General features: G+C 72.5%; 15 protein-coding genes. 10 read left to right on the top strand and 5 right to left on the bottom strand.

Features of this window, described 5'->3' with window-relative positions:
• The first annotated feature begins 130 nt into the window (after positions 1–130).
• Positions 131–2,644 (top strand): glycoside hydrolase family 3 C-terminal domain-containing protein, encoded by a 2,514-nt coding sequence (locus tag ABZ493_RS13210; protein ID WP_430582605.1) that lies wholly within the window; start codon positions 131–133, stop codon positions 2,642–2,644.
• Positions 2,641–3,288 carry a YesL family protein gene (locus ABZ493_RS13205; RefSeq protein WP_430582604.1) on the top strand — a complete coding sequence of 216 codons (648 nt, stop codon included), beginning with the start codon at positions 2,641–2,643 and terminating at the stop codon, positions 3,286–3,288. The genes ABZ493_RS13210 and ABZ493_RS13205 overlap by 4 nt, the downstream gene beginning before the upstream one ends.
• A 97-nt stretch (positions 3,289–3,385) precedes the next feature.
• Here the strand turns inward: ABZ493_RS13205 and ABZ493_RS13200 are convergent, their stop codons facing one another.
• The 5 genes from ABZ493_RS13200 to ABZ493_RS13180 form a co-directional block, all read right to left on the bottom strand.
• On the bottom strand, positions 3,386–5,143 hold the full coding sequence (locus ABZ493_RS13200; RefSeq protein WP_430582603.1) for an ABC transporter substrate-binding protein: 1,758 nt from the start codon (positions 5,141–5,143) through the stop codon (positions 3,386–3,388).
• A 31-nt stretch (positions 5,144–5,174) separates the two neighbouring features.
• A complete protein-coding gene (locus ABZ493_RS13195) occupies positions 5,175–6,092 on the bottom strand; it encodes a carbohydrate ABC transporter permease (RefSeq protein ID WP_430582602.1) in 918 nt (305 codons plus the stop codon).
• A 14-nt stretch (positions 6,093–6,106) separates the two neighbouring features.
• Positions 6,107–7,129 (bottom strand): ABC transporter permease subunit, encoded by a 1,023-nt coding sequence (locus ABZ493_RS13190; RefSeq protein ID WP_430582601.1) that lies wholly within the window; start codon positions 7,127–7,129, stop codon positions 6,107–6,109.
• 164 nt (positions 7,130–7,293) lie between these two features.
• Positions 7,294–8,292 (bottom strand): LacI family DNA-binding transcriptional regulator, encoded by a 999-nt coding sequence (locus tag ABZ493_RS13185; protein ID WP_430582600.1) that lies wholly within the window; start codon positions 8,290–8,292, stop codon positions 7,294–7,296.
• 2 nt (positions 8,293–8,294) lie between these two features.
• Complete coding sequence (locus ABZ493_RS13180; RefSeq protein WP_430582599.1) at positions 8,295–10,811, bottom strand: glycoside hydrolase N-terminal domain-containing protein; 2,517 nt, start codon at positions 10,809–10,811, stop codon at positions 8,295–8,297.
• 205 nt (positions 10,812–11,016) lie between these two features.
• On the opposite strand from ABZ493_RS13180, the gene ABZ493_RS13175 reads away from it, so the two are divergent.
• The 8 genes from ABZ493_RS13175 (at position 11,017) to nrdI (ending at position 21,094) form a co-directional block, all read left to right on the top strand.
• Positions 11,017–12,342, top strand: a complete 1,326-nt coding sequence (locus tag ABZ493_RS13175) for an extracellular solute-binding protein (RefSeq protein ID WP_430582598.1) — start codon at positions 11,017–11,019, stop codon at positions 12,340–12,342.
• An 82-nt stretch (positions 12,343–12,424) separates the two neighbouring features.
• Positions 12,425–13,312 carry a sugar ABC transporter permease gene (locus ABZ493_RS13170; RefSeq protein WP_430582646.1) on the top strand — a complete coding sequence of 296 codons (888 nt, stop codon included), beginning with the start codon at positions 12,425–12,427 and terminating at the stop codon, positions 13,310–13,312.
• Positions 13,312–14,181, top strand: coding sequence for a carbohydrate ABC transporter permease (locus tag ABZ493_RS13165; protein ID WP_430582597.1), 870 nt, complete (start codon positions 13,312–13,314; stop codon positions 14,179–14,181). The genes ABZ493_RS13170 and ABZ493_RS13165 overlap by 1 nt, the downstream gene beginning before the upstream one ends.
• 79 nt (positions 14,182–14,260) lie before the next feature.
• Positions 14,261–16,567, top strand: a complete 2,307-nt coding sequence (gene yicI / locus ABZ493_RS13160) for an alpha-xylosidase (protein WP_430582596.1) — start codon at positions 14,261–14,263, stop codon at positions 16,565–16,567.
• Between the two features lie 188 nt (positions 16,568–16,755).
• Positions 16,756–18,234, top strand: coding sequence for a GH1 family beta-glucosidase (locus tag ABZ493_RS13155; protein ID WP_430582595.1), 1,479 nt, complete (start codon positions 16,756–16,758; stop codon positions 18,232–18,234).
• A 40-nt stretch (positions 18,235–18,274) separates the two neighbouring features.
• Positions 18,275–19,672 (top strand): serine hydrolase domain-containing protein, encoded by a 1,398-nt coding sequence (locus ABZ493_RS13150; RefSeq protein ID WP_430582594.1) that lies wholly within the window; start codon positions 18,275–18,277, stop codon positions 19,670–19,672.
• A gap of 584 nt (positions 19,673–20,256) precedes the next feature.
• Positions 20,257–20,499: a glutaredoxin-like protein NrdH gene (nrdH, locus tag ABZ493_RS13145; RefSeq protein WP_380243423.1), complete on the top strand. Its 243-nt coding sequence runs from the start codon at positions 20,257–20,259 to the stop codon at positions 20,497–20,499.
• A gap of 163 nt (positions 20,500–20,662) precedes the next feature.
• Positions 20,663–21,094, top strand: a complete 432-nt coding sequence (gene nrdI, locus ABZ493_RS13140; RefSeq protein ID WP_430582593.1) for a class Ib ribonucleoside-diphosphate reductase assembly flavoprotein NrdI — start codon at positions 20,663–20,665, stop codon at positions 21,092–21,094.
• Positions 21,095–21,106: the final 12 nt, after the last annotated feature.

Here is a 21,106-nt window from a genome sequence, read left to right as displayed (position 1 = left end):
CGCCAAGGGCTTTGCCCTCGGGGGCGGGGTGTCGGTAGCGTTGTTGAAGCGCTTCGACAATCCGCCGCGACGACCGTCGCCGGTAGCGTGACCGCCGTGCCGCACCGCAGCGGCATCCTGAGGAGGACCCGTGGACGTGCCTGCCTTCCGTGACCCCCGCCTGCCGGTGCCCGATCGCGCCCGTGACCTGCTGGCCCGGCTGTCCCACGACGAGCGGGTGGCGATGCTCCACCAGCACGCGCCCGCCGTCGAGCGGCTCGGGCTCGCCCCGTTCCACACGGGCTGCGAGGCGCTGCACGGGGTGGCGTGGCTGGGCGAGGCGACCGTCTTCCCGCAGCCGGTGGGGCTCGCGGCCACGTGGGACGTCGACCTGCTGCGCCGGGTGGGCGACGCCACCGCCTCCGAGGTGCGGGCCAAGCACCGGGCCGACCCGTCCGTGAGCCTCAACGTGTGGGCCCCGGTGGTCAACACGCTGCGGCACCCGGGGTGGGGCCGCAACGAGGAGGGGTACTCGGAGGACCCGCACCTCACCGCGCACCTCGCGACCGCGTACAGCCGCGGCCTGCGGGGCGAGCACGAGCGGGTGTGGAAGACGGTGCCGACGCTCAAGCACTTCCTGGCGTACAACAACGAGACGGACCGGTCGTCGACGAGCTCGAACCTCGACCCCCGCACCCTGCACGAGGAGGAGCTGCCCGCGTTCCGGGAGCCGGTCGAGACGGGCGTCGCCGGTGCCGTGATGCCGTCGTACAACCAGGTGAACGGCGTGCCGGCGCACCTGCAGGGCGAGCTGTTCGACGAGCTGCGGTCGTGGGCGCCGGGCTCCGTCGCGCTCGTCTCGGACGCCGCGGCGCCCGCGTTCCTCGTGACGCTGCAGGGCGCGGCGTCCGACCGGGCCGCCGGCAACGCCGCGATGGTGCGGGCGGGCGTCGACTCGTTCACCGACGACGACGCCGACCGCGCCCCCACGGTGCGGCGGGTCGAGGAGGCCCTCGAGCGTGGCCTGCTCACCATGGACGAGGTCGACCGGGCCGTGCTGCGCCTCCTCGAGCTGCGGATCCGGACCGGGGAGCTGGACGGCGACCAGGACCCGTACGCGCAGCACGGCACGATCGACGCGCCCGAGCACCGCGACCTCGCCTGCGAGGCCGCGGCCCGGTCCGTCGTCGTGCTGCGCAACGACACCGGGACGCTGCCGCTCGCCGCGGGGTCGGTGGCCGTCGTCGGGCCGCTCGCGGACGTCGTCCTCACGGACTGGTACTCGGGCACCCCGCCGTACGCCGTCACGCCGGCCGACGGGCTGCGTGCCGCGCTCGGCGCCGACCGCGTGGAGGTCGCGACCGGGGCCGACGTCGTCGCGCTGCGGGTGGCGGGCTCCGGGCGGTACGTGGCCGTCTCGGCGGACGGGGCGAGCGTCGTCGCCGACGCCGCCGAGGCCGGCAAGTCGACCCATCTGCACGTGACCGACTGGGGCGACGGCGTGCTGACGCTGCGCGCGGCGTCGTCCGGGCGCCTGCTGACCGGGGCGGCCTGGCCGCTGCGTGCCGACGCCGAGCGGGTGGGCGGCTGGGAGGTGCAGGAGAGCTTCCGCCGCCACGTCCACCCCGACGGCTCGTGGTCGCTGCTGCACCTGGGCTCCGGCCGCTGGGTGCGGGTGCAGCGGGGGACGGGCGTGCTGTGCGCGGAGGGCCGCACGCTCGACGACGCCGCGCGGTTCGTGCCCCGGGTGCTGGAGTCCGGGGCGGCACGCGTGGCCGAGGCGGCCGCACGCTGCGACGCCGTCGTCGTGGTGGTCGGCAACGACCCCCACCTGAACGGGCGCGAGACGCAGGACCGCCCCCACCTGACGCTCCCCGACGCGGCCGTCGAGGTGTGGCGGGCGGCCGCCGACGCCAACCCGCGCGCCGTCCTCACGATCGTCTCGAGCTACCCCTACGTGCTCGGGCCCGGGGCCGACGACGCGGCCACGGTCGTGTGGAGCAGCCACGGCGGGCAGGAGCTCGGGCACGGGCTCGCCGACGTGCTCACGGGACAGGTCGAGCCCGCGGGACGGCTGGCCCAGACCTGGCCGGCCCGGCCCGAGCAGGCGGGCGACCTGTTCGACTACGACACCCGCCGTCAGCAGGTCACCTACCGGCACCTTCCGGCCGACGACCGCGGCGTCCCGGCGTTCGCCTTCGGTCACGGCCTGACGTACGGCGACGTGGCCTACGGCGGCCTCGAGCTCTCGCGGGCCGCGGTGGACGCCCCGGCGCCGACCCGCGACCACCCGCCGCTGCACCCCGTGGACCCGGCGGCCCCCGGCGTCCTCACCGCGCGGGTGACGGTGCGCAACGCCGGCGAGCGGGCCGCCGAGGAGCTCGTGCAGGTCTACTCGCTGGGCGGCACGGCGGCCGGGGGCGCCACCCCGGTCCGCCTGCTGCTCGGCTACCGGCGGGTGCGGCTCGCGCCGGGCGAGGAGGCGGTCGTGGACGTCCCGGTCGACGTCGCCCGTCTCGCGGTCTGGGAGGGACGGCCCGGGGGCGGGGCGCTCGACGGCGCGCTCCGCGTCCACCCGGGGGAGTACCTCCTCGCGGCGGGGCCGTCCAGCGCCGACCTCCCCGTGCGGCAGGCCCTGCGGGTGCAGGACGGCGGCCGGCGGTGAGGATCGACCCGGAGGGGCGCACCGCACAGGGGATCACCACGTTCGTCCTGTTCGTGGTGCTCAACGTGCTGTACCTGGTGGCCTGCCTGCCGGTCGTCACGATCGGCGCCGCCACCAGCGCGCTCCTCGAGGTCACGCTGCGGTACGCCGACGACGAGCGCGGCCACCTCGTGCGCGGGTTCGTCGTCGCCCTCGGACGCAACGCCTGGCGGGGGACGGCCGCGCTGGCGGCGCTCGGGCTCCCGGCGGCGATGCTCGTGTACAGCGGGATCTTCTGGCTCTCGCTCACCAGCACGCTCAGCGCCGTGGCCGGGGCCCTGGCGCTGCTGGGCGCGTGCTACCTCCTCGCGGCACTGCTCTACGCGTTCGCGCTGGTCGGCTGGTTCGACGCGCCCCTGCGGCGGACGCTGCGCAACGCGCTGCTCCTGCCGCTGGTCGAGCCGGCGCGCACCCTGCTGCTGGTGCTGATCCCGGTGGGGTCCGCCTGTGTCGCGTTCGTCGCGCCGCAGACGCTCTTCCTCGGCGCGACGATCGGGTTCTCCTTCGGCGCCTACGTCTGCGCCTTCCTGCTGCACGGCGTCTTCCGCCGCCGCCAGGCCCACCCCTCGGAGCTCGAGCCGGTGAGCCCGCACTCCGGGCAGTGAGCACCCGGTCGCACCGACGGCACGACGAAGGGCTCGGGCGTGACGCCCGAGCCCTTCGTCGTGCGGCGACCGGTGGCCGGTCAGCGCGTCGTGGACGTCACCCGAACTCCTTGGCGACGGCCACGCGCGCCTCGTTCTGCGCCTTGGCGTTGCCCATGTCGAACTCGAGCACCTTGGCGTAGCCGAGGCCGTCGACCGTCGTCTGCATCTCCTTCAGGAGCGAGTCGAACTCGGCCTCGCTCTTGGAGAAGACCATCTTCCAGGAGTGCTCGATGATCGCGGCCTTGACCTGGCTGCGGATGGCCTCGATCTCCGAGTCGTCCGCAGGGGCGGTGTAGCTCGAGCCCGGCGCGACGACGAGCTGGTCGTTGGCCTGGAGGTACTCCATGGTGGAGGTGGCGTCACCCATCTTGGCGCTCCAGTCCTCGGTCAACGGGTTCGCGACCTGCTCCTGGTAACTCGGCCAGAACGTGTAGTTGTACGGGAACTTGGTCTCCGGGTTGACGTCCTTCGGCAGCACGGTCGACACGTTGAGGGTCGACACGCCGTCCGTGTAGGACCCGCCGCCCCACTCGGCCGGCACGTCGGCGCCGCCCTCGCGGAAGACCTTCGTCCCGAAGTCGGTGAGCGCCGGCTCGCCGTCCTCGCCCAGCTCCCAGGTGAGACCCTCCGGCCCCGCGGCCGCGCCGGTCTGCGAGCCGTTCATGGTGATGCCCTCGGGCGAGTACAGCCAGTCGATGAACGCCGCCATGCGGGCCGGGTCCTCGGCGCCCGAGCCGATGCCGAGGATCTGCTTGCCGCCGTACACCTCGGCGCCGTAGGAGAAGATCTGCTGGTCCTGCAGCGGCGCGAGCTCGAAGCCCTTGCCGGCGCCCATGTTCTTGTCGGTGTTGTAGGCCGACTGCCCGAGCCACGGCCACCAGGACAGCAGCACCTGCCCGTTCTGGTACTTGGTGAACATGGTGTCGTAGTTCTGGGTGGTTGACTCGGGGTCGACGAGCCCCATCTGGTTGGCGTCGAAGTAGAACTTCAGCGCCCGGACGTACTCCGAGTCGGAGTCGACGATGCTCTGGTAGTCCGAGCCGTCCGCCTTGGCGAGGACGAAGCCCATCTCGTCGTACCCGTAGAGGGTGGCCGGCTGCTTGGCCGTGACCATCATGTTGCCGTCCCAGTCCTTGAACAGGGAGATGGCGTAGGCCTTCTGCCCGTTGTCGGCCTTGGGTTGCGCGTCCTGCATGTCCTTCAGGACGGGCAGGAGGTCCTCCAGCGTGCCGATCTCCGGGTACCCGGCCTTGCCGTAGAGGTCCCAGCGCAAGTAGGGGCCGAACGTGGGCTCGAGGCCCTCGGAGGGTTCCGTGGGCTTGAGGCTCGACACGGACGTCGGGAAGCCGTAGACGCCCTCCTTGCCCTCGTTGAGGTGCTGGACCGCGGGGTCGTACTGAGGCACGTTCTTCATCGCCCCGTAGTAGTCGGCCGCGTCCAGGAGGAGGCCGCCCTCCACGAGCTCGTCCATCTGCTGGCCCTTGTCGACGACGACGAGGTCACCCAGCTCGCCGCCCGAGACGCGGGTGTTGTACAGGGTGTCACCCCCGCCCGCGACGTTGGGAGCGATGATGTTGAGCTCCATGTTGAACTTGTCCTTGACGATCTTCCCGAACCAGCCGCTCTGGATCCCCATGTAGTTGGCGAGGCCGTCGTAGACGTCGACGGTGATCGGGTCGGCCTTGGACCAGTCCTGGTCGAGGTTGACGTTCGTCGGCGTGTCGTCGTCCGACCCGCCCGGCGAGCAGGCCGCGAGCGACAGCACCCCGACCAGCGGGGCCACCACCATGGCGACCGATTTCCTGAGTTTCATGACACCCCTTCGTGCGTGCGACGAGACACGGTCAGCCCTTGACCGCGCCGAGCATGATTCCCTTGACGAAATAGCGTTGGAAGAGCGGGTAGATGAAGAGGATCGGGAGCACCACGAGCACCGCGACCGTCATGCGGATCGACGTCGGTGTCTGGGTGGTGGCCGCCGTGGCCAGGGCCCCCAGGTTCCCCTGAGCGTTCTGCGCCGCCTGCGCGAGGCTGCTCGCCTGGTTGGTGTACGTGTAGAGCAGGTACTGCAGGGAGTAGAGCTTCTGGTCGGTGATGTACAGGAGCGTGTCCTGGAACGAGTTCCACTGGGCCACCGCCGTGAAGATCGCCACCGTGGCCAGGATCGGCGTCATGTTCGGCAGGATGATCCGGAAGAAGATCCGCAGCGTCCCCGCGCCGTCGATCTCGGCCGCCTCCTGCAGCGAGGCGGGCATCGACTCCACGTACGTCTTGACGAGGATGATGTTGAAGGGCTGCACGATCGCCGGGAGGATGTAGACCCAGAACGAGTTCGTGAGCCCCAGCGTCTTCATCGTGATGTACATCGGGATGAGCCCCGCGCTGAAGTACATCGTGAAGATGACCAGGCGGTACCAGAGGGAGCGCTTCCACATCCGTTCCTGGGTGAACATGAAGCCGAGGAACGCGGACGCCAGCACCGTGCAGGCCGTCCCGATGACGGTGCGGGCCACGGACACGATGGCGGCGGCGGACAGCCCGTCGAGCTGCAGGATCTGCGAGTAGTTCGACAGGTGGAGCCCCTCGGGCCACAGGCGGACCTGGCCCAGGGCGCTCATGTCGTTGGCGCTGACCGAGTTGATGATCAGGAAGTAGAACGGGTAGGCGCACAGGAGCGCGAAGAGCAGGAAGCCGGCGTAGTTGACGAGCGCGAACGGGACGTCGCCGCGGGTGCGCTTGAGGGCAGGGCTGGTGATCGACACGGTCTCGTCCCCGTTCAGATGATCGACGTGCCGCGGGCGCGCTTGGCGATCGCGTTGGCGGTGACGAGCAGGACGACGGAGATGACGCTCTTCAGCATGCCCAGCGCCGTCGCCATCGACAGGCTGTTCCCGGTGATGCCGATGTTGTAGACGTACAGGTCCAGCACCTGGATGTGCTCCTTGTTGAAGGCGTTCTGGAACACGTAGTACTGCTCCATGCCGTTGTTGAGCATGTTCGCGATGGAGAGCACGAGCAGGACCACGTAGGTGGGCATCAGCTGCGGGAAGGTGATGTACCGCATGAGCTGGAAGCGGCCGGCGCCGTCGATGCGCGCGGACTCGTAGAGCGCCGGGTCGATCGAGGTGATGGCGGCGAGGTACATGATCGCGCCCCACCCGAGGCCCTTCCACAGGCTCCAGAGGAGCATCGTGAGCCACACGTGCTCACCGGTGTCGAGGAACTTGATCGGCGTCGTGATGATGCCCCAGTCGTTCAGCACCGAGTTCACGAGGCCCGAGGTGGAGAAGAGCGAGAAGGCGATCATGTACACGAGCACCCACGAGATGAAGTTCGGGAGCGTCGTGAGGGTCTGCACCGCGTTCTTGAACCACGGTGCCCGGATCTCGTTGAGGAGCATCGCGAAGAAGACCGGCAGCAGCGACGTCGCGATCCCCAGGAAGCTCATGGCGAGCGTGTTCGCCATGACCTGCCCGATCTGCTGGAGCTGGGTCGGCGAGGACACGAGCATCCGGAACCACTGGAACCCGACGAACTCGCTGCCCGACAGCCCGAGGGCGGGCTTGTAGTCGTAGAAGGCGGTCGCCCAGCCGACGAGCGGCAGGTAGGAGAACGCGAGCACGAGGACCAGGAACGGGAGGATGACGAGGAACATCGTCGGCGACGGCCTCTTGCCCTGGCGCCTGGTCCCGCGTCGGCGCCGGCCCTGCGGGGCGTCGGCGCCCCGGCGTCCGTGCTGCTGGTCCGGCACGGCCGCGGTGCCGCGGTCGAGCAGCGGTGCTCCCTGGGTGAGGCTCACCTGTCACTCCCTCGTGATGGGTCTCGCGCGCTCGACGGCCCACGGTGGCCGTCGTGTCGAAGCGCTTCGAATTGATATCACCCCCGTGACGGGTTCCGCAATGGTGTGCGGCGAACCATGTCCGGGTCGTGACCTCGCCCGCGACGTCGCGGGGGCGGGCGGTGCTACCGCCGCGCGGTGCTCCCGCGGGTGGTCAGCACGGGCGTCAGCAGCCGGGTCTCGGCGTGCTGACCTCCCTCGAGCCGCGCCATGACGATGTCCACGGCGAGGCTGCCGATCGTCGACGCCGGCAGGTCGATCGCGGTCATCGGCACCTGCTGGGCCAGCGCGACGTCCTCGGGGCACAGGGCGACGACGGACACGTCCTCGGGCACCGCCCGACCCGCGTCGCGCAGCCGGGACAGCACGTGCGGCAGCGCCCGCTCGTTGTGCACGAACAGGCCGCTGGTGCCGGGGGTCTCGGCGAGGAGCTCGTCGACGACTCGGGACACCTCCGCGGGAGCCCCCGGGCAGGCGACGACCTGCGCGTCGAGGCCGTGCACCGGCGCGGCCTGCGCGAACCCGCGCATCACGCGGTCCACGTACGACGTGTGCCGGTCCACGACCTCCTGCGGCGCGCCGATCATCGCCACCTGCCGGTGCCCGAGCTCGGACAGGTGCTGCGCGGCGAGGCGGCCCGCGGCCTCGAAGTCCAGGTCGACGCACGACAGCCCCGACGCGTCCCGCGGCAGTCCCACCAGGACGGACGGCTGCCGGGAACGGGCGAGGATCGGGATGCGGGCGTCGTCCGCCTCGACGTCCATGACGACGAGGGCGTCCACCATCGAGCCGTTCGTCGCGCGCTCCAGGCCCTCGAGGTCGTCCTGGGTGAGCAGCAGCACGTCGTGCGCGTGCTCCCGCGCCCGGGTCACGACGCCGCCCGCGAACTGCATGATCACGGGGACGTCGATACCGGAGCGCAGCGGGATCATCAGCCCGATGACCTCCGTGCGCGCCGACGCGAGGGCGCGCGCGCCGGCGTGTGGCCGGTAGCCCAGCGTCGCGATCGCCTGCTCGACGCGCCGGCGGGTGGGCGCGGAGATGGACCGCTTGCCGGAGAGCACGTAGGAGACGGTCGACGCCGAGACTCCCGCCGCCTTCGCGACGTCCTCGATGGTGGCCACGGCTATCTCCTGGGTGCGTGAGGGACGGCGGTGCCCGCGACCGGGAGGTCGGCGGGCACGTCGAGGATCACGGTAGCGCCCGCGGCGACCGGGACGCGGGTTCCCGCGGCGGCCACGCCGCCGTGCCGCACCACGACGTCCAGCGCTCGGTCGGCCGGCGCGCGCAGGCGCGCCCGCGTGAGCGCGCCGTCGCGCCACGCGAGGTCCACCTCGGCCCCGCCGCGGGCCCGCAGGCCGGTGACCTCGCCGTCGGGCCAGGCCGGCGGCAGGGCGGGCAGCAGGTCGAGGCGGACGACGCCGTCGTCCCGCCGGTGCGACTGCAGGAGCATCTCCGCGACGCCCGCCGTGAGCCCGAGGTTGCCGTCGATCTGGAACGGCGGGTGCGCGCTGAAGAGGTTCGGGTACAGGCCGCCGCGCTGGGCGCCCTGCGTCCGCCCGTCGGGGTCGTCGGCCGGACGCAGCGAGAGCAGCACCTGGTCGTGGGCGTGCCCGCCCTCGCCGAGCCGCGCCCACAGCGAGATCCGCCAGGCGAGCGACCAGCCCGTGGACTCGCGGCCGCGCAGCTCGAGGCTGCGGGCGGCGGCGCGCGCCAGGTCCGGGGTCGTCGTCGGGTCCAGGTCGCCGAGGGGGTAGAGCCCCACGAGGTGCGACAGGTGCCGGTGCTCCGGCTCCGCCTCGGCCACCTCCACGCCCCACTCCAGCAGCTCGCCGCGCGACCCGGTCGAGAGGTCGGGCAGCGCGGCGACGACGGCCTCGAGGCGAGCGAGCCACGGCTCGTCGGCGTCGTCGACCCCGAGCGCACCCGCGGCCTCGCGGCAGGCGGTGGCGAGGGCGCGCAGCAGCGCCACGTCCATCGCGGCGCTCGTCGTGACGGCGGCGGGCGCGCCGTCGGGCGCCACGAACTCGTTCTCCGGCGACGTCGACGGGCTGGTCCAGGCGCGCTCCGGGGCGTCGTCGCCCGTGCCGCCCGACGTCTGCACCCAGGAGAGCGCGAACTCGCCCGCGCCCCGCAGCGCCGGCCAGCCGGCGCGCAGCTCGGCGTCGTCGCCCGTGAAGCGGTGGTGCTCCAGGAGGTGCTGGGTCAGCCACGCGCCGCCGAGCGCCCACGCGGACCACTTGGCCGCGCCGCGGCCGTTGCCGACCGGCGCCGCGTGGCCCCACGGGTCCGAGTTGTGGTGCGCCGCCCAGCCCGCGGCGCCGTAGAGGTCGCGCGCGACGGCGGCCCCCGGACCCGCGGCGAGCCGCTCGACGTAGCGCAGCAGCGGCTCCTGGCTCGCGGCGAGCCCGGTCGTGCCGGCCGCCCAGTACGCCATCTGCAGGTTGATGTTCAGCGTGTAGCCGCTGCTCCACGGCCCCGGCAGCCACGGGTTCCACAGGCCCTGCAGGGTGAGGGGCAGGCCGCCCGGCCGCGAGGACGAGAGCAGCAGGTAGCGGCCGAGGTGGAATGCGAGCGCCGTCAGGCCGGGGTCCGGCCGCTCGGCCGCGGCCAGCACGCGGCGGTCGGTGGGCAGGTCGTCCGCCCCCGCGGGCGACGGCAGCGCGAGGTCCACGCGCCCGTAGAGGCGGGCGTGCTCCGCGACGTGCGCGGCGCGCAGGCGCTCGCGGAGCGCGGCCGCGTCGGCCTCGGGGTCGTCGCGCTCCGCGTCGCCGGGCGCACCGCCGCTCGCGAGCTGTGCCGCGATCCGGTCGGCCGGCGGGGCGGCGTCGGGCCGGCCGGGCGGCTCGGTCGTGGCGGTGGCGACCACCAGCACGTGGGTGCGCGCGACGCCGGTGCGCAGCGTGCCGTCCTCGACGACGGCGTCGTGGTCGGCGGGCGCGGCCACGGCGACGGTGCCGGTGCGGCCGCGCTCGGCGTCGTACCGCAGCTCGCCCTCCGGGTGGTGCGTCGGCGGGACGTCCACGGGCAGGTCGAGGGTCCGCACGAGGGTGCCCCGTGGGCCGACCGGCTGCCGGGCCGACGCGCGCAGCAGGCTCTCCACGCGCACGGTCAGGTGGACCGGTCGCTCGGCGCGCACGGTGTGGACCACCGCGCCGCCCCGCGCGTCGGCCCAGGTCTCCTGCACGACGCGGCCCGCCACGGGGTGCTCCCACGCGTGCGTGGCGACGCCGGTGCGCAGGTCCAGCTCGCGCCGCTCGATGCCGTGGGGGCGTGCCGCGGGGTCCGCGGGCGCGTCGGCGGGGCCGACGGCGACGTCGAGCTCGGCGAGCGGGAGGTACGCCTGCGCCCACGGGGTCTGCATCTCGGCGAGCAGCGACTCGGCGCCGCGGACGTCCCCCGCCTCGACGGCGGCGCGGACCCGGCCGAGGTGCTCGGGGCCCGGGGCGCGCGCCCCGGCCAGCGGGTCGGCGTCCGGGGTGCCGGACCAGGCCGTGAGGTCGTTGAGCCACAGGTGCTCCACCCCGGCGCGGCCCGTGCACATCACCCCCCGGTGGCCGTTGCCGACGGGGTAGGCCTCGACCCACCGTGCGGCGCTGCGGTCGGTGTGCAGGACGTGCGTCGTCGCGCGGAGGTCTGCCATGGTCGGAGAGCGTAGTGCGCACGCGCGAATCGGTTCGACCGCCGGGTGGTCGCCGGTCGGCGTGCGGCCCCAGGTCGAGGGGCACCTGCTTGACGACGGTCCGTCCGGGGTCGATACTCACCGTCGAAGCGCTTCGACATTGATCGAAGCGTCTGGCCGCGGCCCTGCACTGCTGCCGCGGCGCTGGACTCGACGAGGAGGACCCATGCTTCACCGCGCACGCACCCTGTCCGCGGCCGCCCTGATCGCCGCGTCGGCCCTGACGCTGACCGCCTGCGTGGGCGGCGGGGGAGGCGGCGGCACGACCACCGGGGGTGGCGACACCGACGACAAGACCCTGACGATCTGGCACTACGAGAACGAGGACTCGGCGATGGGCCAGGCGTGGGCCAAGGCGATCGAGATCTTCGAGGAGGAGCACCCGGACGTCACGGTCGAGGTCGAGAAGCAGACGTTCGAGCAGATCCAGAAGAACGCGAAGATCGTGCTGACCGGCGACGACGTGCCCGACGTCATGGAGTACAACAAGGGCAACGCGACCGCGGGGCAGCTCGCCGCGCAGGGCCTGATCGCCCCGCTGACGGACGCCGCGGAGGAGAACGGCTGGGCCGACAAGCTGTCCGGCTCGCTGCAGACCACCGCGCGCTACGACGAGAACGGCCTCATGGGCTCCGGCGACTGGTACGGCGTGCCCAACTACGGCGAGTTCGTCGGCGTCTACTACAACAAGAAGATGTTCGCCGACGCCGGCCTCGAGGTGCCGACGACGCTCGAGGAGCTCGAGCAGGTGATGAAGGCGTTCAAGGACGACGGCGTCACCCCGCTGGCCGAGGCCGGCGCCGAGTACCCGATGGGGCAGCTCTGGTACGAGCTCGTGCTGGCGAACGCCGACCGGGAGCTCGTCGACCAGTACCAGCTCTTCGACGGCGACGTCGACTTCCACGGGCCGGAGATGACGGCGGCCACCGAAAAGCTCGACTCGTGGATCGAGGACGGCTACGTCGCCTCCGACTCCGCGGGCCTCACGGCCGAGGACATGGGCGTCGCCTTCATGAAGGGCGACTACCCGATGATGGTCTCCGGCTCCTGGTGGTTCGGCCGCGTGACGGCGGAGATGAAGGACGACTGGGGTCAGTTCAACTTCCCGGGGAACACGCTGCACACCGGCTCGTCGGGCAACCTCTGGGTCGTCCCGACCAACGCGGACTCGCCGTCGCTGGCCACGGAGTTCATCGACACCACGCTGCGCCCCGAGGTGCAGGACGTGCTGGCGCAGACGGGCGGCCTGCCGGTCGCGGGCGACGCGTCCACGATCACCGACGACAAGACGCGCGAGCTCACCGAGAACTTCCAGGCGATCCTCGACGACGACGGCCTCGCGTTCTACCCCGACTGGCCCGTGCCGGGCTACTACGACACGATCGTCAGCCAGCTGCAGTCCCTGATCAACCGGTCGAAGACGCCGGACCAGGTGCTCGACGGGCTGGAGTCGGCCTACACGGACGGCAAGGCCGACCTGCTCGGCGAGTGACGACGTGACCGCCACCCTCAGCCCGCCCGCGGCGGCATCCCGGGCCGACGCCCGGACGCGCCGCCGCCGGCGGGGCACGACCCTGCCCTACCTGGCGTACCTGCTCCCCGGCGCGGTGCTCTTCGTGCTCGTCATCGGGTACCCGCTGGTGACCAACGTCTACATCAGCCTGTTCTCCTGGCGCGGCGGCCTGGCGCCGCTCACCTGGGTGGGCTTCGACAACTACACGGAGCTCTGGCACGACGCCGCGTTCTGGACGTCGTTCCAGAACTCCGTCGCGATGATCGTCGCGATGGTGCTCGTGCCCACCGTGATCGGCCTGCTGCTGGCGGCCGTGCTGTTCGACTACCTGGGCCGGCGGTTCGGCGCCCGGGTGGCGTCGGTCCTGCGGGCCACGTACTACCTGCCGCAGATCCTCCCGGTCGCCGTCGCGGGCGTGCTGTGGAACTGGATCCTCAACGCCCAGACGGGCGCGCTCAACGAGATCCTGCGCGCCGTCGGGGTCGCGGACCCGCCGAACTGGCTGGGCGACCCGAGCACGGCGCTGCCGAGCGTCATGCTCGTGCTGATCTGGGTGCAGATCGGGTACCCCGTCGTGATCTTCATGGCGGCGCTGCAGCGGGTGGACCCCGAGCTCTACGAGGCCGCGGAGCTGGACGGCGCCGGTTGGTGGCGGCGGTTCCAGGCCATCACGATCCCGCAGATCCGCCCGGAGACGTTCGTCGTGACGCTGACCTGCACGGTCGCGGCGCTCAAGGTGTTCGGGCCGATCTACGTGCTGACCCGCGGCGGCCCGGAGAGCTCCACGCTCGTGCCGAGCTACTACTCGTACCTCAACTTCTTCGACAAGTCGCGGGTGGGCTACGGCGCCGCCGTGGCGACCGTGCTCACAGTGGTGATCCTCGTGGTCGCCGTCGTCATCCTCGCGCTGCAGACGCGCGCCGAGCGGGCCGAGGAGGTGGGGCGCTGATGGCCGCGACCCTGGCGACGGTCCGGTCGCGCAGCGGGGACCGGCATCACCGGGGCGCCGGGCACTGGTTCGTGCTCGCGGGCGCCGTCGTCGTCGCGCTGCTCGTGGTCGCGCCGCTGCTGGTGATGCTGCTCAACGCGTTCAAGTCGCCCGACGACTACACGCAGCACGGGCCGCTCAGCCTGCCGACGAGCCTGTACCTCGACGGGCTCGTGAACTTCTGGCAGCGCACCGAGTTCCCGGTGAAGCTGTGGAACTCGACCTTTATCTCCGCCGTCGTGGCGGTGGCGGCGTGCGCCCTCTCGCTCCTCAACGCCTACGCGATCGGGATCGGCCGGATCAAGGGCCGGATGTGGGTGGTGCTGCTCTTCCTGCTCGCGAACATGCTCCCGCAGGAGGCGCTGATCTACCCCCTGTTCGACATGGCCCGGCAGGTGGGGCTGTCGAACTCGCAGTGGTCCGTGATCATCATCTTCACGGTCATCCAGTCGGCGTTCGGCACCTACCTGCTGGCGTCCGTGCTCGGCACGTTCCCGCCGGCGCTCCTCGAGGCGGCGGCGCTCGACGGCGCAGGCCGCTGGCGGATCCTGTGGCGGGTCGTCTTCCCGATCGTGCGGCCCACGCTCATGGTCCTGATGATCTTCTTCTTCATCTGGACCTGGAACGAGTTCTTCATCCCGCTGGTCATGCTCACGACCAACGACACGCAGACGATCCCGATCGCGCTCGCGTCGCTGCAGGGCGACCGGATGATGGACGCCCCGACGACCAATGCCGGGGCGCTCGTCTCCCTCGTCCCGGCCCTGGTGTTCTTCCTGATCTTCCAGCGCACCCTCACCCGAGGCGTCACCGCCGGCGCGGTGAAGTAGCGCACCACCCCACCCTCGCGCGGCGTGCTCCCGGGTACTCCGCCATCATCGACACGACAGCACGGAGTAGGTGCACCTGATGAAGTTCACCGACGGTTACTGGCAGACCCGCCGCGGGATCGCACCGCTGTACGCGGTGGAGGTCGACGACGTCCGCGTCGACGAGGCGGCGGGCACGATGACCGTCTACGCCCCCACCGCGCCGATCCGGCACCGCGGCGACACGCTCAACCGGCCGATGCTCACGGTCACGTACTCGTCACCGTCCCCGGGCGTCGTGCGGGTCCGCATCGAGCACTTCGCGGGCGCCGCGCGCCGCGGGCCGGAGTTCGCCGTGGCGCCCGAGCCGGGCTTCCTCCCGGTCGTGAAGGTCGACGAGACGGAGGGCGTGCTCGAGACGGGTGGCCTCACCGTGCGGGTGCACCGGGGCGGCGGCTGGCACGTGGACGTCGAGCACGACGGCCGCGTGCTCACGTCGAGCCTGCCGAAGTCCGTGGGCGCGATGACCGCGACGTCCGGCCCGCTGGAGGGCGGCGCCTGGGTGCACGAGCAGCTGACGCTCGAGCCGGGCGAGCACGTCTACGGCCTCGGCGAGCGGTTCGGGCCGTTCGTCAAGAACGGGCAGTCCGTCGACGTCTGGAACGAGGACGGCGGCACCTCCAGCGAGCAGGCGTACAAGAACGTGCCGCTCTACCTGACCAGCAAGGGCTACGGCGTCTTCGTGGCGCACCCCGAGCGGGTGTCGCTCGAGGTCGCCTCCGAGGTGAACACCCGCGTCCAGTTCTCGGTCGAGGGCCAGTCGCTCGAGTACTACGTCATCGCCGGCCCGACGCCGAAGGACGTGCTGCGGCGCTACACCGCGCTCACCGGGCGGCCGGCGCGCGTGCCCGCCTGGTCGTACGGCACGTGGCTGTCGACGTCGTTCACCACGGACTACGACGAGGCCACGGTCACGAGCTTCGTGGACGGGATGGCCGAGCGCGGCCTGCCGCTGAGCGTCTTCCACTTCGACTGCTTCTGGATGCGCGAGTACCAGTGGTGCGACTTCGAGTGGGACCCGCGCGTCTTCCCCGACCCGGAGGGCATGCTCGCCCGCCTGCACGACCGGGGCCTGAAGGTGAGCGTCTGGATCAACCCCTACATCGGGCAGCGCTCGCCGCTGTTCGAGGAGGGGCGCGCCAAGGGCTACCTGCTGCGCACCACCGACGGCGGGGTGTGGCAGTGGGACCTGTGGCAGGCCGGCATGGCCCTGGTCGACTTCACCAACCCGGAGGCCGCGGACTGGTACCTCGGCCATCTGGAGCGCCTGCTCGACCAGGGTGTCGACGCCTTCAAGACGGACTTCGGCGAGCGGGTGCCCACCGAGGACGTCGTCTGGCACGACGGCTCGGACCCCCGCAAGATGCACAACTACTACGCCGAGCTGTACAACGAGCTGGTCTTCCGCCTGCTCGAGCGCCGCCGCGGGCGCGGCGACGCGGTCGTCTTCGCGCGGTCGGCCACGGCGGGCGGTCAGCAGTTCCCGGTGCACTGGGGCGGGGACTGCGACTCGACCTACGCGTCGATGGGGGAGTCCCTGCGGGGCGGCCTGTCGCTCGCGCTGTCGGGCTTCGGCTACTGGAGCCACGACATCGGCGGCTTCGAGGGCACGCCCGACGCGGGGGTGTTCAAGCGCTGGCTCGCGTTCGGGCTGCTGTCGAGCCACTCGCGCTTCCACGGCTCGTCGTCGTACCGCGTGCCGTGGGCCTTCGACGAGGAGGCCGTCGACGTCGCGCGCCGCTTCACGCACCTCAAGATGTCGCTCATGCCCTACCTCGCCGCCGCGGGCGAGGAGGCGCACGCCGCGGGCACGCCGATCATGCGCCCGATGGTGCTGGAGTTCCCCGCCGACCGCGCCACCTTCGGCGTCGACATGCAGTACATGCTGGGCGGATCGCTGCTCGTCGCCCCGGTCTTCCAGGCCGACGGCGCGGTCGAGTACTACGTGCCCGAGGGCACGTGGACCCGCCTGCTCGACGGCGACGACGGCGGGCACGCCGAGACGGTCACGGGCCCACGCTGGGTCACCGAGACCCACGGCTTCGACTCCCTGCCGGTGCTGGTGCGCCCCGGCACCGTGCTGCCGGTGGGCGCCCGGACCGACCGGCCCGACTACGCGTGGGCCGACGGCGTCGAGCTGCGCTGCGTCGAGCTGCCCGACGGGTACGACGCCGTCACGACCGTGCCGACGGGCGGGCCCGACGGAGAGGCCGCGCGCTTCCGGGTCCGCCGCGCCGGCACCGAGGTCGTCGTCACGACCGACGACGCCCCGGGCGCCTGGACCGTCCGGTCGGGGGAGCGGACGGCAGCCGGCGACGGCCCAGGGACCGTGACCCTGTCGCTGTGACCTGCCTTCGAACAAGCGATCCGTCGCGCCATCCGGCCGCATGGCGCGACGGATCGCTTGTTCGAAGGCTCCGCAATCCAGGTCCGGCCTGTTCCCGTGACCTACACTGACAAGGTGTGGAAGCGCTCCCACACCTGCGACCACCCCGCATGACCTCCGCACGACCCCAGGATCGAGGACCGAGAACCATGACCAGCACGTCCACGGCCACCGCGACCGAGCCGATCGACCAGGCGGCCTCCGCCCGCACGTTCCCCGCCGACTTCCTGTGGGGCACCGCGACCGCGGCGTACCAGATCGAGGGGGCGGCGGCCGAGGGTGGCCGGGGCCCGTCGATCTGGGACACGTACTCGCACACGCCGGGCCGCACGCAGGGCGGCGACACGGGCGACGTCGCCTGCGACCACTACCACCGCTGGTCCGAGGACGTGGACCACCTCGACCGCCTCGGCGTCGGCGCCTACCGCCTGTCGATCTCGTGGTCGCGGGTGCAGCCGGGCGGGAGCGGTCCGCTCAACCCCGACGGCGTCGCGTTCTACCGCGGCCTGCTCGACGCCCTGCGCGAGCGCGGCATCCGGCCGTTCGTCACCCTGTACCACTGGGACCTGCCGCAGGAGCTCGAGGACGCCGGCGGCTGGGCGAACCGGGCGACGTCGTACGCCTTCGCCGAGTACGCCCGGCACATGGCCGTCGAGCTCGGCGACCGCGTCGAGGCCTGGACGACCCTCAACGAGCCCTGGTGCTCCGCCTACCTCGGGTACGGCTCCGGCGTGCACGCCCCCGGCCGCACCGAGCCCGCCGCGGCGCTCGCCGCCGTCCACCACCTGAACCTGGCGCACGGCCTGGCCGCGCAGGCGATCCGCGACGTGGTCCCGGGCGCCCAGGTGTCGATCACGCTGAACCTGCACGCGATCCGCCCGGCGGACGCCGCGTCCGAGGGCGACGCCGACGCCGTCCGGAAGATCGACGCGCTGGCGAACCGGGCCTTCCTCGGTCCGATCCTCGGCGGTGCCTACCCCGACGACCTGCTCGACGACACCGCGCACGTGTCGGACTGGTCGTTCGTGCACGAGGGCGACCTCGAGCAGATCCGCCAGCCGCTCGACGTCCTCGGTGTGAACTACTACTCCACGGTCACCGTGCGGCACTACGACGGCGAGGGGGAGCGGTCGGAGAACGACGGTCACGGGGCGTCGAGCCACAGCCCCTGGATCGGCGTCACCGACGTCGAGTTCGCCGAGCAGCCCGGCCCGTACACGGCGATGGGCTGGAACATCGAGCCGTCGGGCCTGACCGACCTCCTGCTCCGCCTGCACCGGGAGCACCCGGGCCTGCCGCTCGCCGTGACGGAGAACGGCGCGGCCTTCGACGACGAGCTGGTGGTGGACGACGGCGAGCGCCGCGTGCACGACGACCGCCGCGTGGCCTATCTGCACGACCACGTCGAGGCCGTCGGCGCCGCGCGCGACGCGGGCGCGGACGTGCGCGGGTACTTCGCCTGGTCGCTGATGGACAACTTCGAGTGGGGCTACGGCTACTCCAAGCGGTTCGGCATCCTGCACGTCGACTACCCGACGGGCGAGCGCACGTGGAAGGACTCGGCGCACTGGTACCGCCGGCTGGCCACCTCCGGCCAGGTGCCGCCCGTCACCGCCGCCACCCCTTGACGGACACCCGGCCCTGCCTGTTCGGCACTACCGTGCGGGCATGACCGCCGCGCGTCCCGACCCGTCGCCCACCACCATGCCGGACGAGGCCGCCCGGTTCGACGGCGCCCTGCGCGCCCGGTGCCGGGAGCGCCGGGTGCCGGCCCTCTCCGCCGCGGTGGGGCGCGCCGGCGAGGTGGTGTGGACCGGCAGCGCCGGCTGGGCGCCGGCCCACTCGGGCACGGCGTTCCGCATCGGGTCGATCACCAAGCCCATGACGGCGGTGGCGGTGCTGCGCCTGGCGGACGCGGGGCGGCTCGGCCTCAACGACCCGGTGGGGCGGCACCTGGCCGACGCCCCGGCCCCCGACGCCACCGTCGCCCAGCTGCTCACGCACACCGCCGGGCTGCCCGCCGAGCCGCCGGGGCCGTGGTGGGAGCGGCACGGCGCGGGGACGTGGGACGCCCTCGTCGCGTCCGGCGTCGTGCCGCTCTGGGAGCCGGGGGAGCGGCACCACTACTCCAACGTCGGCTACGCCGTGCTGGGGCGGCTGCTCGAGGAGGCGCACGGCCGGTCGTGGGACGCCGTCCTGCGCGACGAGGTCTGGACGCCCCTGGGCATGACGGGGACCGGGCGGACGCCGTCGGGGGACGCCGCCGTCGGGTACGCGGTGCACCCCCACGACGGCACGGTCCTCGTGGAGCCGGTGGCCGCCTACGGCGCGATGGGCCCGGCGGGCGAGGTGTGGTCGACCCCGTCGGACCTGGTGCGGTTCGGGTCGTGGCTGGTCGGCGCGGCTGGCGGCGCCGGGGACGACGTGCTCCCGCTCGCCTGGCGACGGCGGATGACGACGCCCCGGGCGGTGGTGGACGACGGCGTGCCGTTCACCGCCGCGTGGGGGCTGGGCGTCTCCGTGCACCACGGACCGGGCGAGGGCGGGCGCGCGGCTCGTCGGACCGTGGGCCACGGCGGGTCCGTGCCCGGGTTCACCGCGACGCTGCGCGCCGATGCGGCGACGGGCGACGTCGTCGCCGTCTGCGGCAGCTCGACCGCAGGGTTCGGCGACGCGTCGTTCCTGATCGACCTCCTGGGCGCACAGGGTCCCGCCCCCGCGGCGGCTGCTTCCGTCGATCCCGATGCCGCCGCGCTGGCCGGGACCTGGTACTGGGGGCCGATGCCGTACACGCTGTCCCCGCGCGCCGACGGTCGCGTGGACCTGAGCGCGCCGGACGGTCGGGGGACGGTGTTCGCCCGGTCGTCCGACGGCGGCTGGATCGGCGTGGAGGGCGGCTACTGGCGGGGGGAACGGCTGCGACTCCTCGAGGCCGGGGCTGCGCAGGCGCTCGACGTGGGCACCTTCCACTTCACCCGCACGCCGTACGACCCCGCGACGGCGGTGCCGGGCGGCGTCGACCCCGCGGGCTGGCGCGCGGTCCCCGCGCCTCGCGCCGCCGACTGAGCCGCCGGGGCCGAGGGCCGGTGTGCGACACACCACCGTGCGCGACACGCCGACGACCTCGACGACTTTTCGACCGCCTCGCCGTCGGGAATGTCCGTTCTGCCGGCCCGTCCGGGTGCCGGCCGACCGCCCGTCGAGCGGGCCGGGCGCGGGGACGCGGCGCCGCGTCGTCGCGCACATGCTGTGGACGCCGGTCGCCCACCGCCTGTGGACATCCGGGCGAGACCCGCACGGTGCTGCGGAAGGACGCCCGGAACGGTGTTGACGGACCTCTGCCGTCCCTGTGGACGAGGGGGTGTCAGACCCTCGTGGGAGGCTGTTCGTGAGCGTTCGGTGCGAGGGGTGTTCGACGAATGACAGCGGTGTCAACCACAAGATGTCGGCCCCGCGCGAGCCCCGACCACTAGGTGTAGTGTTTGGAGCACGCGGGGCGCACAGCCCTTCGAACAAAGCACACCGGCGTAGTTCCACGGGCGTCATCCCTGGTCCGGGCCCTTTCGGGGCCCGTCGAGGGGACCGGCTCGCAGGGTCGCGACACCGGTCGGACGAAGCCCCCGGTGGGGAGCGCAGAGAGGGAGAGACACATGAGCATCACGGTCTACAGCAAGCCGGCCTGCGTGCAGTGCGACGCGACCTACCGCGCCCTCGACCGCAAGGGCGTCGAGTACACCGTGGTCGACATCACGCAGGACGCCGAGGCGCTCGAGATGGTCCGCGGCCTCGGCTACCTGCAGGCGCCCGTCGTCGTCGCCGGCGACACGCACTGGTCGGGCTTCCGTCCCGACCAGATCGCCGCGGTCGCGGCGCAGCAGGCCGTCTCGGCCTGACGCGTACCTCGGCACAGACTCGACAGGACGCGGGGCGCGCAGGTCGCGACCCCGCACCCACGAACGGCCGGCGCCCCGGGCTTCGACACCCGACCCGGGGCGCCGTGCGTGTTCCTCGACGCAACGCGTCGGCCTGGTAGCAGCATCCGGGGGGAGGCTGAGCATGAGTTCTCTCGTCTACTTCTCCAGCGTGTCGGAGAACACCCACCGGTTCGTCCGACGCCTCGGGCTCGAGGAGCTCGGCATGTCCGTGCACCGGATCCCGGTGCGCAAGCAGGACGGCTTCCTCACGGTGACCGAGCCCTACGTGCTCATGGTCCCGACCTACGGCGGGGGCAACGAGGGCGGCGCCGTGCCACGGCGCGTGCGCGAGTTCCTCAACGACCCGCACAACCGGTCGCTCGCCCGCGGCGTCATCGCCGCGGGGAACACCAACTTCGGCGCTGCGTACTGCATCGCCGGCGACATCATCTCCGCGAAGTGCCAGGTGCCCTACCTGTACGCCTTCGAACTCCTGGGGACGGCTGAGGACGCCACGCGCGTCCGTGACGGATTGGGACGATTTTGGCAACGACAGTCACTGATCTCGGCGTGAGCTCGACGACGA

The sequence above is a fragment of the Isoptericola sp. NPDC019482 genome, from assembly GCF_040632295.1.
GTDB lineage: Bacteria > Actinomycetota > Actinomycetes > Actinomycetales > Cellulomonadaceae > Isoptericola.
This window is presented reverse-complemented; position numbering and strand designations above follow the sequence as displayed.

What these genes read in the sequence shown, in the direction of transcription:
- nrdI (WP_430582593.1), top strand. Translation starts at nt 20,663, where the DNA reads ATGAGTTCTCTCGTCTACTTCTCCAGCGTGTCGGAGAACACCCACCGG.
- yicI (WP_430582596.1), top strand. Translation starts at nt 14,261, where the DNA reads ATGAAGTTCACCGACGGTTACTGGCAGACCCGCCGCGGGATCGCACCG.
- ABZ493_RS13175 (WP_430582598.1), top strand. Translation starts at nt 11,017, where the DNA reads ATGCTTCACCGCGCACGCACCCTGTCCGCGGCCGCCCTGATCGCCGCG.
- ABZ493_RS13155 (WP_430582595.1), top strand. Translation starts at nt 16,756, where the DNA reads ATGACCAGCACGTCCACGGCCACCGCGACCGAGCCGATCGACCAGGCG.
- nrdH (WP_380243423.1), top strand. Translation starts at nt 20,257, where the DNA reads ATGAGCATCACGGTCTACAGCAAGCCGGCCTGCGTGCAGTGCGACGCG.
- ABZ493_RS13200 (WP_430582603.1), bottom strand. Translation starts at nt 5,143, where the DNA reads ATGAAACTCAGGAAATCGGTCGCCATGGTGGTGGCCCCGCTGGTCGGG.
- ABZ493_RS13180 (WP_430582599.1), bottom strand. Translation starts at nt 10,811, where the DNA reads ATGGCAGACCTCCGCGCGACGACGCACGTCCTGCACACCGACCGCAGC.
- ABZ493_RS13165 (WP_430582597.1), top strand. Translation starts at nt 13,312, where the DNA reads ATGGCCGCGACCCTGGCGACGGTCCGGTCGCGCAGCGGGGACCGGCAT.
- ABZ493_RS13150 (WP_430582594.1), top strand. Translation starts at nt 18,275, where the DNA reads ATGACCGCCGCGCGTCCCGACCCGTCGCCCACCACCATGCCGGACGAG.